This window comes from Marinobacter shengliensis (genome assembly GCF_003007715.1).
In the GTDB taxonomy this organism is placed as follows: Bacteria; Pseudomonadota; Gammaproteobacteria; order Pseudomonadales; family Oleiphilaceae; genus Marinobacter; species Marinobacter shengliensis.
Map to the genome: position 1 here is coordinate 361,443 of NZ_PXNO01000019.1, position 13,596 is coordinate 375,038.

At 58.3% G+C, this 13,596-nt stretch carries 11 protein-coding genes; 5 read left to right on the plus strand and 6 right to left on the minus strand.

Features of this window, described 5'->3' with window-relative positions; genetic code table 11:
* Positions 1-56: 56 nt before the first annotated feature.
* Both C7H10_RS05390 and C7H10_RS05395 read left to right on the plus strand, forming a co-directional pair.
* Positions 57-1,844, plus strand: coding sequence for a sensor histidine kinase (locus C7H10_RS05390; RefSeq protein ID WP_106694044.1), 1,788 nt, complete (start codon positions 57-59; stop codon positions 1,842-1,844).
* Positions 1,831-3,519: a sensor histidine kinase gene (locus tag C7H10_RS05395; protein ID WP_106694045.1), complete on the plus strand. Its 1,689-nt coding sequence runs from the start codon at positions 1,831-1,833 to the stop codon at positions 3,517-3,519. Before C7H10_RS05390 ends, C7H10_RS05395 begins: the two co-directional genes overlap by 14 nt.
* A gap of 38 nt (positions 3,520-3,557) precedes the next feature.
* On the opposite strand, the gene acnA is transcribed toward C7H10_RS05395, so the two are convergent.
* Positions 3,558-6,317: an aconitate hydratase AcnA gene (acnA, locus tag C7H10_RS05400; protein ID WP_106694046.1), complete on the minus strand. Its 2,760-nt coding sequence runs from the start codon at positions 6,315-6,317 to the stop codon at positions 3,558-3,560.
* Positions 6,318-6,418: 101 nt separating this feature from the next.
* On the opposite strand from acnA, the gene C7H10_RS19440 reads away from it, so the two are divergent.
* The gene (locus C7H10_RS19440; protein ID WP_341865210.1) at positions 6,419-6,583 is read left to right on the plus strand and encodes an HD-GYP domain-containing protein; all 165 of its coding nucleotides are present in this window, start codon (positions 6,419-6,421) and stop codon (positions 6,581-6,583) included.
* Between the two features lie 7 nt (positions 6,584-6,590).
* Here the strand turns inward: C7H10_RS19440 and C7H10_RS05410 are convergent, their stop codons facing one another.
* A complete protein-coding gene (locus C7H10_RS05410; protein WP_106694047.1) occupies positions 6,591-8,114 on the minus strand; it encodes a methyl-accepting chemotaxis protein in 1,524 nt (507 codons plus the stop codon).
* A gap of 240 nt (positions 8,115-8,354) precedes the next feature.
* On the opposite strand from C7H10_RS05410, the gene C7H10_RS05415 reads away from it, so the two are divergent.
* Positions 8,355-9,809, plus strand: coding sequence for a B-box zinc finger protein (locus tag C7H10_RS05415; protein WP_106694048.1), 1,455 nt, complete (start codon positions 8,355-8,357; stop codon positions 9,807-9,809).
* Between the two features lie 50 nt (positions 9,810-9,859).
* Here the strand turns inward: C7H10_RS05415 and C7H10_RS05420 are convergent, their stop codons facing one another.
* Positions 9,860-11,311, minus strand: a complete 1,452-nt coding sequence (locus tag C7H10_RS05420; RefSeq protein WP_106694049.1) for a rhomboid family intramembrane serine protease — start codon at positions 11,309-11,311, stop codon at positions 9,860-9,862.
* 295 nt (positions 11,312-11,606) lie between these two features.
* Between C7H10_RS05420 and C7H10_RS05425 the strand changes: the two genes are divergently transcribed.
* Entirely contained in the window at positions 11,607-12,047 is a 441-nt protein-coding gene (locus C7H10_RS05425; protein WP_061330919.1) for an OmpA family protein, read from the plus strand.
* Between the two features lie 62 nt (positions 12,048-12,109).
* Here the strand turns inward: C7H10_RS05425 and C7H10_RS05430 are convergent, their stop codons facing one another.
* The 3 genes from C7H10_RS05430 to C7H10_RS05440 all read right to left on the minus strand — a co-directional run bounded on the left by C7H10_RS05430 (position 12,110) and on the right by C7H10_RS05440 (position 13,549).
* Positions 12,110-12,511, minus strand: coding sequence for an MAPEG family protein (locus tag C7H10_RS05430; protein WP_061330920.1), 402 nt, complete (start codon positions 12,509-12,511; stop codon positions 12,110-12,112).
* Between the two features lies 1 nt (position 12,512).
* The gene (locus tag C7H10_RS05435) at positions 12,513-12,755 is read right to left on the minus strand and encodes a GlsB/YeaQ/YmgE family stress response membrane protein (protein WP_061330921.1); all 243 of its coding nucleotides are present in this window, start codon (positions 12,753-12,755) and stop codon (positions 12,513-12,515) included.
* 74 nt (positions 12,756-12,829) lie between these two features.
* The gene (locus tag C7H10_RS05440; protein WP_106694050.1) at positions 12,830-13,549 is read right to left on the minus strand and encodes a lysophospholipid acyltransferase family protein; all 720 of its coding nucleotides are present in this window, start codon (positions 13,547-13,549) and stop codon (positions 12,830-12,832) included.
* Positions 13,550-13,596: the final 47 nt, after the last annotated feature.

Here is a 13,596-nt window from a genome sequence, read left to right on the forward strand (position 1 = left end):
GTTCGCCATAAAACCATGTTTGTGCCGGTTCGGCCATTATCACTTGGGGTTACTTTTTGAAAAACCTGTCCTTTGGCGGCCGTTTTGCCATCCTTTCCGTGTGCAGCACCTTACTCACCGTAGGTCTTCTGGCATTCGTTGCCTACCGGGAACTGGTGGCAGACTTTGAGCAGGTGCTGACCCAGCGTCAGCAACTGGAGGCCCAAAGCTACGCGAACCGCGTTAACCAGCGGCTCCAGCTTCGCTTGAGCAGCCTTGGTGCCCTCGCAGCCCAGATGACCGATGGGGCCCGCCTGTTGCCGGCCGAGACACTGGCCAGAATCCTCCAGCGCCAATCCCTGCTGGCAGACTTTTTTGACATAGGCCTGTTGGTGTTTGACGAAAACGCCGTGGCGATTGCTGAAAACCAGTACGTGCCGGGCCGCCTGGGCACCTCCTATGCCGATCGCAGCCACTTCCGGGAGGCGCTGGCCAGCCGCGAGCCTTACATCAGCCGCCCTATCATCGGCCGAACCACGGGTGTCATGCTGGTGTCCTTTCTTCACCCAATCAAGGCCGATGATGGCCGATTTCTGGGTTTTGCCGGCGGCAGTATCAACCTGAACAACACAGCCCTGTTGCCAGAGCCGGTCGCCGTTACACCGAACGCCGTATTCAAGGTGCTGGACACCCAGAACTTTACCCGCGTTGATGCCATTGAACCGGACAATCTGATGCCGGAGCTCCCCGCGCCGGGTGAATCGCCCCTGATTGATGCCGCGCTCTCCGGGATAACCAGCGGCGTGGTTGAGGACAGCGACGGCCAGCGATGGATTTACGCAACTAAACACCTTGAACGGGTCGGCTGGCTGTTTCTCAGGGCGGTACCCTACGAACAGGCAACGGCGCCGGCCAGGGCTTCGTTCCAACAGTTTGTAGCCATCAGTGGGGTACTGGTCCTGGTCATGCTGGCATTAGTGCTGGCCCTGTCCCGTATCACCACCGCCCCTCTGGAGCGAATGGCGGCACGGCTACGTACCATGACCCGGCAGATGGAAAATCCGGGGCGCCTGGCAGAAACCGGCGCTCCGGAAATACGCAGCCTGGCCAGAGCCTTCAACCAACTGCTGGAGGAACGGGAAGCCCTGGATGAATTGAAGAACCAGTTCGTCTCCAATATCAGCCATGAGCTGCGCACCCCGCTGACTTCCATCAACGGCTCCCTGACGCTGCTGGCCTCCAATGCAGCCGGACCACTCCCGGACAAAGCCAACCGGATGGTCAAAGTAGCGCTGCGTAACAGCGATCAGCTGCAGCGTCTGATCGGTGATCTGCTGGACTTCAACAAAGCCCTGGCCGGGGAGCTGGCGGTGAAGACGCAACCGGTGATCCCGGCCGAGATTCTGGCGGAGGCGGTATCCAGTAACCGGGCGCTGGCCGAGATTCACAACATACGTCTGGTTCAGGAAACTGCTCCAGATGCACAGATCATGGCTGATCCATATCGACTCAAGCAGATTCTGGACAATTTCATCAGCAATGCCTGCAAGTTCTCTCCCGCCAGCAGTACAGTTGCCCTCAGTGCGCACCGTGAGGGTAACCTGCGCGTGCGCCTTGTGGTTGCGGACCAGGGTGAGGGAGTGCCAGAGTTGTTTCTGCCACGCTTATTCCACCGCTTTGCCCAGGCCGAAGCCGGCTCCGACCGGGCCAGGGCGGGCACCGGGCTGGGACTGGCCATCTGCGATCAGCTCGCCACACTCATGGGTGGCCAGGTGGGCTATTTTTACCAAAGGGGCGCTCACTTCTGGGTAGAGCTTCCTATCGCACCCACGGATCAGAGCGAGAATCGCGATGAAGACGCCTGAACGCCCGGCCAACGAAAATCAACGTTTGTCCGCGCTGGAACAAAGCCAGTTGCTGGACACCCCACCGGAAGAACGCTATGACCGGGTCACCCGTCTTGCCGCACGGCTGTTTAAGGTGCCCGTTGCCCTGGTATCGCTGGTCGACAAAGACCGACAGTGGTTCAAATCCTGCTATGGCCTCGGGGTGCGGGAAACCGCCCGGGATATTTCCTTTTGCGGTCATGCCATTCTGGCGGCCGACACCTTCATCGTTGAAAATGCCCTTAATGATCACCGCTTCGCCGATAACCCTCTGGTCACCGGCGAGCCCTCTATTCGATTCTATGCCGGCGCGCCCCTGGAAGATCGATCCGGTAACCGGCTGGGCACACTGTGCCTGATTGATCGCCAACCCCGGGGATTCTCAGAGGATGACAAACGAAACCTGCGGGACCTGGCCGATATTGTGGAGCGGGAGTTCCAGTACCAGGAGCTTGGCAGTTATTTCGGGGAGCGCACCCGGGCACTCAACATCCTCAACGAGATCGCCCTGGACAATGAAGGCAGCGAATCCGAACGTGTCGAAAGGGCCCTGAAGACTGCCAACCATTTTCTTGGCACGGATACCGCCATTGTCAGTGATATCACTGGCCAGACTTATACCATAAGGTGGCACCACGAACGCCGCTCCAGATCACTCCACAACGGCCTCTCGCTGCCGCTGGACCGAACCTATTGCGCCATGCTACTGGAACAGGGGGAAATACTGGCGATCAGCCACATGGCCAAGTCCCGATACCGAAACCACGCCTGTTATCAAACCTTCGGACTCGAGAGCTATCTGGCAGCCCCTATCTGGCTGGATGATAAGATCGTTGGCACTCTGAATTTTTCCTCTGAGCGCCCGCACAGGCCGGCGTTCAGCGAGAGCGAAAAGATGTTCGTAACACTACTGGCCCGTTGGGTTGCCACCACCCTTGAAAGCCAACGTTCCGAGCAGCTAAAAAACCAGTTTATCTCGACGGTCAGTCACGAACTGCGAACACCCCTGACCTCTATCGCCGGCTCCCTCGGCCTGATACTTGGCGGTGCGACCGGGGATCTGCCCGATAAAACCCGACAAATGCTGACGATCGCCCGTCGCAATACCGATCAGTTGCGGGCCTTGATTGACGACCTGCTCGATATCGAAAAGCTGGTCAGTGGCAAGATGCCTGTTCACCTTGGCCCCCATCACGTCGAAGAGGCTGTGGAGGCTGCCATTGAGGAGATACGCCCGTACGCCAGGCCCCGAATGATTGGCATCCGCCTGCACCGGGCGCCATCGACCGTGACCGCAGTACTCGACCCGATGCGTCTGAAACAGGCCCTGACCAACCTGCTGTCAAACGCAGTGAAGTACTCACCGGATGGCGGCGAGGTGCAGGTTCGGATCGTGCGGCAAGAAAGCTCGGTACGTATCGAGATAATAGACCAGGGGCCGGGTGTTCCCACTGCGTTTCGGGATCGTATTTTCCAGAAGTTCGCCCAGGCAGATGCATCGCCAAGCCGGGCCAAGGAAGGCACTGGACTGGGGCTCGCCATCACCCGTGAGCTGATGCTGGCGATGGGAGGCAATGTGGGGTACGAATCGGAAGAAGGTAGCGGCGCCACCTTCTGGGTCTCGCTGCCGCTGCCGGAGACCACGGAATCCTGACAGAGCCGGCGCAAACCGCACCGGCTCTCTTTCTGAGATCACGCGTTTTTCAGCATCTCACGAACCACATAGTGCAGAATCCCACCATGCTGGAAATACACCGCCTCGTTAGCAGTATCAATCCGTGATTTCAGCTCACAGCTCTTGGTGGAGCCATCCTTGTAGGTCACCGTCATGGTGAGTGTCTGCCCCGGCTTGATGTCTCCAGACAGGCCTTCGATACTGATGGTTTCCTCACCAGTCAGCTTCAGGCTCTTGCGGTCCACTCCCTCCGGAAACTGCAGAGGCATCACGCCCATACCGATCAGGTTGGAGCGGTGGATACGCTCATAGGATTCCGCAACCACGGCTCTGACGCCCAGCAGCCGGGTACCCTTGGCCGCCCAGTCCCGGCTGGAGCCGGTGCCGTATTCTTTGCCAGCAATCACCACCAGCGGTGTACCTTGCTCCTGGTACTTCATGGCGGCATCGTAAATGGCCATCTGCTCGCCGGTGGGCACAAACTTGGTGAAACCGCCTTCCACACCATCGAGCATCTCGTTTCGGATGCGCACGTTGGCGAAGGTGCCACGCATCATCACCTCATGGTTACCCCGGCGGGATCCGTAGGAGTTGAAGTCTTTCGGCTCCACACCGTGTGCCTGCAGGTATTTGCCAGCAGGCGTATCGGCCTTGAAAGAACCGGCCGGGGAGATGTGGTCAGTGGTGACCGAATCACCCAAGAGAGCCAGGATGTTGGCATCCTTGATGTCGTCAATGGGGTCCGGCTGCTCCTTCAGTCCCTCAAAGAAAGGCGGGTGCTGAATGTAGGTGGACTTATCGCTCCATTCATACACCTTGCTTTCAGGCACCTTGATGGATTTCCAGATGTCGTCGCCCTCGAACACTTCGCCGTATTCCTTGCGGAACATGTCGGTTTTCACCTTTTCGACGGCCTCGGCGATTTCCGCCTGGCTGGGCCAGAGGTCGTTCAGGTACACGGGGTTACCGTCTTTGTCGGTACCCAGCGGGTCGTTGGTCAGGTCCAGCCGCACGTTGCCGGCCAGAGCGTAAGCCACCACCAAGGGCGGCGAGGCCAGCCAGTTGGTTTTCACCAGCGGGTGCACCCGGCCTTCAAAGTTACGGTTACCAGACAGCACCGAAGCGACGGTGAGATCCCCCTCGTTGATGGCTTTCTCAACGGCATCCGGCAGCGGGCCTGAGTTGCCGATGCAGGTGGTGCAGCCGTAGCCCACCAGGTTGAAGCCCAGTTCATTCAGGTCGTCCTGCAGGCCCGCCACTTTCAGGTAATCGGTGACCACCTTGGAGCCCGGCGCCAGCGAGGTTTTCACCCAGGGTTTGGTTTTAAGGCCCTTATCCACCGCCTTCTTGGCAATAAGGCCTGCGGCCATCATTACACTGGGATTGGAGGTGTTAGTACAGGAGGTAATCGCCGCGATCACCACGGCGCCGGGGTCCAGTCGCGTTTTCTCTCCGTTCATTTCCAACGGCTGACTGGCCGGGTGTTCGTAACTGTTATCGACACCAACCGCAGTCTGGCCACCCTCCGACTCCAGCCTGGATTCCTGGTTCTGGGCCGGACCTTCAGCGGTCTCCATCAGTAACTCGAACGACGACTTCATGTTCTTCAGGGCCACCCGGTCCTGAGGACGCTTCGGGCCGGCAAGGCTGGCTTCCACATCGCCCATATCCAACTCCAGTGTGTCGGTATACACCGGTTCGTGCCCTGGCTCCCGCCAGAGGCCCTGGGCCTTGGCGTAGGCTTCCACCAGATCCAACAACTCTTCATCGCGGCCGGTCAGGCGCATGTAGGTAATGGTCTGATCATCCACCGGGAAGAAGCCGCAGGTAGCGCCGTATTCCGGGGCCATGTTGGCGATGGTGGCCCGGTCGGCCACTGGCATGTCTTTCAGACCGTCGCCGTAGAATTCAACGAATTTGCCCACCACGCCCTTCTTGCGCAGCATTTCCACCACCGTCAGCACCAGGTCTGTGGCGGTGATGCCTTCCCGCAGCTTGCCGGTGATCTTGAAGCCTACCACCTCGGGAATCAGCATAGAGACCGGCTGGCCCAGCATGGCGGCTTCCGCTTCGATACCACCGACACCCCAGCCAAGAATGCCCAGGCCGTTAATCATGGTGGTGTGGGAGTCGGTACCCACCAGGGTATCCGGGTAGGCAATGGTTTTGCCATCCACGTCCTTCTGCCACACGGTCTTGCCTAGATACTCCAGGTTGACCTGATGACAGATACCGGTGCCGGGCGGCACCACCCGGAAATTATCAAAGGCCTGCTGGCCCCAGCGCAGGAACTCATAGCGCTCCTGGTTGCGCTCCATCTCGATGGCGACGTTAACCTTAAAGGCCGACGGATTGCCGTACTTGTCCACCATCACCGAGTGATCGATCACGAGGTCCACCGGTGACAACGGGTTGATCAGAGCCGGGTCTTTGCCGGCCTGTTTTACCGCCTCGCGCATGGCCGCCAGGTCCACCACACCGGGTACGCCGGTGAAATCCTGCATTAATACCCGGGCCGGGCGGAACTGAATCTCAGTGTCGGAGCGTCGGTCTTTCAGCCACTGCACCATGGCATCGATATGGGAGCGGTCGACCGTGGTGTCGTCTTCGTTACGCAACAGGTTCTCCATCAGGACTTTCAGGGAGAACGGCAGGCGGTTCAGATCGCCCAGGGTGTCGGCCGCCTTGGGCAGACTGTAGTAGTGATAGGTCTTGCCACCCGCGCTCAGGGTGGAGAGGGTGTTCAGGCTGTCTTTGCTCAGTGAGGTATTCGACATGCGGGGCCTCCTCTTGGTTTGATCTACACTAACTATTGCATCGAATAGACATACTTCAACTCAATACCGATGAATGTTCGCTATTCCCTTGGTGAATAGCCCTGAAAAGCGAAACCATTCCTGTTTCAGCCCGCATTGTCGCCCTGGCCGATGTGTTCGATGCCCTGACCAGTGAACGCCCCTACAAAAAAGCCTGGTCCATTAATCAGGCAACCAATCTGATCCGCGAACGAAGCGGTCAGCACTTTGAGCCGGTGCTGCTTTGAGCTCTGCTCAGGGCAGCCGGTATCGCACTATCAATCCGTCTACACTTGCCACGCTGGAATCAATCGCATCCGCCAGGCCCTGTACCAGCTCAGCCTCTTTTGCCACGTCGGTGGTGCGACTGGCAACGGTGTGGATGTTCTCGTTAATCTGCAGTGATGTAGCGGCCTGTTCCTCGCAGGCGGCGGCGATCTGGTTGTTCATGCTGCTGACAGCGTCTATCGCTTGCTCAATGCGGCTGATGGCTTCGGCAGCTTCCTGAATAGCCCGGTTCGATTCGATTGACCGGGTCTGCCCCATTTGCATCGCAGCCGTTGTCGCTTCCGACAGGTCTTTCAGTTCATCTACCGTGGTGCGGATTTCATCGGTGAATTCCTGGGTACGACGCGACAGGGAACGCACCTCGTCAGCGACCACGGCAAAGCCCCGGCCGTGCTCGCCCGCCCTGGCGGCCTCAATGGCCGCGTTCAGTGCAAGCAGGTTGGTCTGGTCAGAAATGTCGTGTATCGAGCCCGTTACCCGGGCAATGGATTCCACCTTGTCGGTCAACTGAGCCACCATGCGCGCACTGTCCGCCAGAGCTTTATTGGTAGCGTCTGTCATGGTGCGTGCGCTGGCCATGGCCTGACTGCCAGCGGAGGCAGAACCTGCCGCATCGGTAGCGGCTTCGGAAGCCAACTGGGCATTATGGGCCACTTCCTGCACACTCGCAGACATCTGATTGGTCGCTGTGGCCACCTGATCAGCCTGCTGCTGTTGCTCCTCAACATACTGACGGGTGCTTTCACTGGCTCGCACTAATTGCGCCGTGTTGCTCTGAAGTTCATCAGAGAAACCGCGCATCTGCCGGATCAGCTCGCAGGACTTCTCCATCATGTCGTTGAAGGATTTTGCGCTGACACTGCGGTCCTCAGTGGGCAAACGACCGGACAGATCATGTTCCCGGTCAAACGCCTGAACAATCGACATCATACGGAACGCCTGGTTACGCTCCTGCTTCATTTGCACGGCAAAGAACACAAGGATACCGGCCTCGAAAACTACAAAGGCGGCATGAACCATGGCAGTGCCCCAGCCATGCCCGTGGTCATATATCATCAGCGGCATCGAGCCTATCTGCGTGCCGGCATGTTGAAGTGCCGTGAACAACAGGTGGTGTAAGGCGATCGTAACGGCCGCAACCACTACAGGCAGCCAGTCCCGGTAGATAATCGTTAGGGCAAGTCCGGAAAAGATATGAAAATGCATTTCGATTCGCCCCATCTGGGCCTGAATCATGATGGCTGAGAACAACATCAAACAGACGGCAAACAGACTCGAACTGGCGCGACTTCCCCGCAACAGGACGTAACCACCAGTTGCCAAGCCTCCCACAAGCATTGACGCCACAAGTGCGAACGCATGGGTGCCATAACCAACGGGCACCAGCAAGCCGACCACAGGCACGTGGGCCAGCAATATGAGGAGCATTTGCCAGTCGGTGACCAGAGTTTGCTCTCGGGTTAGATCGCTGACGCTAACAACGGTTGTCATTGGAATCATTCTCTTGGGTATGTCGCGCGGGACTTGTCTGGTGGGTTGCACTATCAGGATGCATTCGTTCGGGTATTTACGAACCTGAATTGTTGCAGATCACAGACAACACAGCTGGTTCGTACTTTCACTTAACGGATGTTTATCGTGTTCACGGCAGGGATGTGTGAACAGATCAGCTGCGGCCCGGGGCCAGTTCTGTCATCATTGGCGCTGTTTTCTGACGGATCAGGATCTACCGTGAAACACGATTGTCATTACCACCCGGGCGACCCGGCCAAGTGGCACTGTGGTGAGTGCCAGATGCACTATTGCAACCGCTGCATGCCCGATGCAGATACCCGCCAGCGCCGCGCCCTGTGCCCACGCTGCAGCAAGGCCATGCGGTATCTCGGGGCGGCAACCGAGGTGGTGCCCTTCTGGCACCGCATCGGCGCTTTCTTCCGCTACCCGTTCCATACCGATCCATTGATGGTGATCGCCATCTGCACCCTGGTGCCGATCATTGCGCCGGCGAACATTATCGGCCTGGTTATCTGGCTGGTACTGGCACTGGCGCTGTTCAAGTACACCTATGCCGTGATCAGCCACACCGCAGAAGGCCATCTGAAACCTCCGCCGGTGTCGGTGGCGTTCACGGGCAGCGGTTTTGATATCGTCATTCTGCAGCTTCTCGTATTTGTACTGATGGGTGGCCTGGTGGCTGCGGCCGCGATGATCGGCGGGCCGATTCTGATGATGCTGGCCCTGGCCTTTGCGATACTCGCCCTGCCCGCCAGCATCATGGTGCTGGCGATGGAGCGATCAGTGGGTGCGGCGGTGAACCCGATGAACCTGGCGGTGCTGATTTCCCGTATCGGCACCCCCTACTTCCTGCTGTATGGCTATCTGATTCTGCTCACCCTGGCTTCCGGGGCGGCCCAGGATTTTGCCGTTGATCACTTCCCGATGTGGGTGGCACAGCCCCTGGCGGGCTTCCTCAACAGTACCTTTACCCTGATTCTGTTCCACATGCTGGGTTACCTGCTGTTCCAGTATCAGGAAGAACTGGGCTTTGCCTCGGACATTCAGGGGGAAGAAGGCGACGCAGACCAACAGAACCGGGACCGGAGCACCCGCTTTGATGCCGATCTGGACATGAACCTGAAAGACGGCAACTACGACCGGGTTCAGAGCATGCTGATCGAATCCCTCAAAAAAGACCGGGACAATCCGAAACGCATCGGGCAGCTCTATCAGATTCTGACCGCCCGGCAGGCAACGACCGAGCTGTACCGGTATCACCCGCGCCTGATGGCGTGGCTCGCCCAACGGCACGATGGGGACGGGCTGAACCAGCTTATGCAGACCCTGCAAGCGGCTGAGCCCGGCTTTCAGCTGGACGATCCGGAACTGGCGGTGCAGTGCGCCAGCGCCCTGTATCACCGGGGCCACTTCAAGCCGGCATTGCGGCTGCTCCAGGATTTCCACAAACGGTTCCCGGACAGCGACCAGCTGGCACCGGCCTATTTACTGGCCGCCCAGGCACTGGCCAATGGCCTGCAACAGTGGGAGAAAGCCAGTGCGTTTCTCGCGTTTATCAAGAAACGCTGTGTCACCCACCCCTTGCATGGGCAGATTGACACCTGGCTGGACCAGGCCCGCAATCAGCAACCGCTGAAAGGCCCGAAAGCGAGTTTTGAGGTACCGGAGTAATCGGTAAGCGCCGGCACAGGGCAAGCTGCGCTGTGCCGGCATTTAAGGCTTCAAAGAGTGTTCTGGAGCAATTGGCGGTAATGGCGGGCTTTTGGCTCCATCTGGTGCTTCTCGAACTCCGCCAGCAACAACCGGCAGGCCTCGTTGACCATTTCCACATTCGCCGTTGAGCGCATGCGTTCAAAAGCCTTTTCCGCTGATTTCAAATCGTGGTGCTTGAGACTGGCAAACATTACCCGGTTATGGTCTTCCACCGCCAGCGGATGATGGGCCTCGCCCTTGCTCAGATATTCCTGCCACACTGAGATCATTTGCTCTGGCTGCCGTCGGGCCATGGCATCGGCCATAAGTTCCCGTGACAGGTCCCGGTAGGCTGGCAGGTCTGGCCGAAGTTTGGCCAGCTGGTACAGATGTTCCAACACAATGGCGCGCTCGGGATAGCGTTCCCGCAACGCCTCGAACTGACGCCGGGCCAGATCGAAATCCATCCTTCCAAGGCTGGCCATAGCCTGGGCATACGCCGAGGTAAAGCGGGCGTCCTGTTCATCTTCTTCCGGTTCAAAAAACTCTTCTTTCACCTGCAACCAGCTTTTACCCAACAGCCAGACCAGGCCAGCACCGGCAAGTAGCCCGCCAGCGTGGGCCATATAGGCAATACCGGTAGAGCCGGCGTACCAGTAATCGTAGATTTCCTTGCCTACCCACACCGGCAACAGGGCGATGGCCGGTGCCCGGAAATAGTTGAAGTAGACCAACAGGAAGTAGAAAAAACGGATTTTCTGCACGCCGTATATGGCCACATACATGCCCATCAACCCGGAAATGGAGCCTGACGCGCCCACCAGAGGAATCTGGCTGCCCATGGAGAAGCCGGTATACATCAGGCCGGATAACGCACCACAGGCCAGATAGGCCATCAGGTAACGGCCAGGCCCCAGGGCCTTCTCAACGGTGAAGCCAAGCAGGAACAGGAACAGCAGGTTACCGATAATATGGCCCCAGCCACCGTGCAGAAACTGGTAGGTGATCAGGCTGTAAAGCGACAATTCCGCCGGGATAAGCCCCAACTGATAAGCGCTCATTCGAGACAGCCACTGTTCATCGATGGCAACCCGCTGCTCCAGCCAGTGACTTCGCTCGGCCGGCGCCCAGATCAGGTCCCGGTTTTCTTGCAGGTACTGGTAGAACTCCCTGTCCACCAACAGGGTGGCTGCCAGCCAGAAGGTTTCGTTGTCCTCCTGCAGTTGCTGGAATTCCTGAAGCTCCAGAACACTCTGGGCATCACCAGAAAACCGGATTTCCCGTTGCAGATAGTCTTCATAAGCCGGGGCCTCGAGCGCCAGCAGGTCGGCTTCCAGATACTGTTCCAGGGCCGCTTCAAATTTGCGGTCGTCACCGCCCTGATAGAACAGGAAGACCAGCAGGCAAGCCATCATCAGGCTCAGGGTTACCCAGGGCGGGCGTTTCCAGTTAACGGCGTTCTCGGCAGGAATAATCAGCATGGGCGGTCACAATTCATCACAATCTGTCCCTGAAAAGCTGCTTTTTACCACAGCAGCGACTTCTTTTCCCGGTGTAATGACGCCTGGCGAGCAGAAATCAAAGGTCTGCAACGGGAAATGTGGCGCAGCACACAACCGTGGGTGTCATCACACAGTCACACAAATGCCATTCAATCGGTAACCACTCACTTCCGGTGCCTATCGACCATTCGCCAATTGCCGTTATTGCTTCAACCAACAATATTGGGGAAGCAATAACAACAAAAACCGGATTCTGGACTCGAGGATACTGCACATGACCGTACTAGTTCTGGACAACCCTGACTTGCTGGCGAAGGCCGCATTGGCATTCGGCGGCATGGCGGGCCAGCCTTCACAAGACGGAAGCCGTCCTCACCGCACCCGATTTCACTACGGCTTCAACAAACACACTCCGGATGCCGGTGACATCGAGGTTCTGAAGCAGCACGCTGCCTACCTGAAAAATCACCCGGGTGTGCGGGTAAGAATTCATGGCCACGCCGACCGCTTTGGTTCAGAGGAATACAATCGTTTCCTGGCTCGCCTGAGGGCCAACTCTGTGGCCCGCCTGCTCATGCGCGAGGGCGTTCACCAGTCTGCCATTGTGCTGGCTACCTGGGGTTCGGATCGCCCCCTGGCCCGGCCGGAAGACCACGCGGCCAACCGACGGGTGGAGCTGGAATACCTGACCATGGACATTGCCCAAGCACTCTGAGCGCCAGGTACATACACAAACGGGGCCAACAGGCCCCGTTTAAGCAATCGCTGCCGGCTTGCTCAGCCGTACACCTGCCAGACGTTCCACAGTAACAGCAACGCCGCCACCAGAATCGCCAACCAGGTTAACAGGATACCGATCATGCGGGCCTTGTGGGGGCCACCCTTGCCGTTGATCATGCCCCAGGCATGGAGAATACGGCCCACCACCAGCGCCATGCCGGTCCAGTAAATCAGGCCTGAGGCAACACCGTTCAGCTCGGCAATCGCCAGCATAATCAGGCCAATGGGCGCATATTCGACCAGGTTAGCATGGGCGCGCACCGCTGCCTCAAACTCGACATCGTCGTTCACGCCCAGCCCTTTACGGTACTTCAGCCGGTACTTGACCACCTGGCCGGACAACACCAGCAACAACAAACCAAGGACGGCCGCGAACACAGCGGTTACGGGTACGATCATGTCAGCCCTGCTTTATCTTGTTGACCACTGCCAGCAGCAGTACCGCACCGACGGTCGCGGTTACCAGCTCACCGACCATGCTCTTTACCGCCAGCCCGAGCACGCCAAACAGCACGCCGCCAATCACCGAACCGACAATACCAATACCGATATTGGCCAGCACGCCAAAGCCCTTGCCTTTCATAATCAGGCCAGCCAGCCAGCCGGCAAGACCACCAATGATCAGAAACCAGATCAGGCTCATCTATCCATTCTCCCAAGGTTTACCAGTCCAGAATGCATTCCTGTTCAGAAGACTGCCCTGTTTTTCACGGCCATTCAAGCAGTTCCGGGAGTTCGTGCAAGCCCTGCGATGGCTTCCGACATCTGTTGGTGGCACCGGGCGATCAGCTCGGGGATATCGGCAGAGGTCAGCCCCTGGGTTTCGACGGGCGGAAGAATCCGCATCGGGACTGGCTCCCTGCGGCCAGACCAGCCTCGTGTTTTGCCGTGATACTCACCGGCACACACCATGGTGATGGGGGCACCGGCAGCAATAGCGGTGTGAAACGCGCCTTTCTTGAAACTTCCCAGGCCACGGCCACGGCTACGAGTGCCTTCCGGGAATACCCAGATACTTTTACGCTGCTGGTTGATCGCCTCACTGGTGGCCTCCATCACCGCCACCGCTTTTCGGGACCGACCGCGGTTCAGAATGATGTTGCCACCCAGCCAGAATACCTGGCCAAAGAACGGCACCCAAACCAGTGAGGACTTGCCCACCGCCACGGTGCGTGGCGGCAACAAGTCCCCCATTAGGAACAGGTCGTCGTTCTGTTGGTGATTGGCGATGATGACCGTAGGCCTGTCCTGCGGCATGTTCTCGGCCCCATAGAGGGGGCGTTTCATGCCCAGCAAACAACGCCCTACCCGGGCGACGATCCAGCCCAGCAGCCGGTTGTTATCCGGGTTGAACGGCCGGGCCAGGTATAACACCAATGCCAGAAGGCACAAGACTGGCACGCTAATCCACGCCAGGATTTTTCTTACCACTGCCATACTGCTTTTCCGTTAAGACTCACTTGGCGCACAAGTGTACGCCATAC

Coding starts and splice junctions, on each gene's coding strand:
- C7H10_RS05395 (WP_106694045.1), top strand. CDS start 1,831: ATGAAGACGCCTGAACGCCCGGCCAACGAAAATCAACGTTTGTCCGCG.
- acnA (WP_106694046.1), bottom strand. CDS start 6,317: ATGTCGAATACCTCACTGAGCAAAGACAGCCTGAACACCCTCTCCACC.
- C7H10_RS05410 (WP_106694047.1), bottom strand. CDS start 8,114: ATGACAACCGTTGTTAGCGTCAGCGATCTAACCCGAGAGCAAACTCTG.
- C7H10_RS05420 (WP_106694049.1), bottom strand. CDS start 11,311: ATGCTGATTATTCCTGCCGAGAACGCCGTTAACTGGAAACGCCCGCCC.
- C7H10_RS05425 (WP_061330919.1), top strand. CDS start 11,607: ATGACCGTACTAGTTCTGGACAACCCTGACTTGCTGGCGAAGGCCGCA.
- C7H10_RS05430 (WP_061330920.1), bottom strand. CDS start 12,511: ATGATCGTACCCGTAACCGCTGTGTTCGCGGCCGTCCTTGGTTTGTTG.
- C7H10_RS05435 (WP_061330921.1), bottom strand. CDS start 12,755: ATGAGCCTGATCTGGTTTCTGATCATTGGTGGTCTTGCCGGCTGGCTG.
- C7H10_RS05440 (WP_106694050.1), bottom strand. CDS start 13,549: ATGGCAGTGGTAAGAAAAATCCTGGCGTGGATTAGCGTGCCAGTCTTG.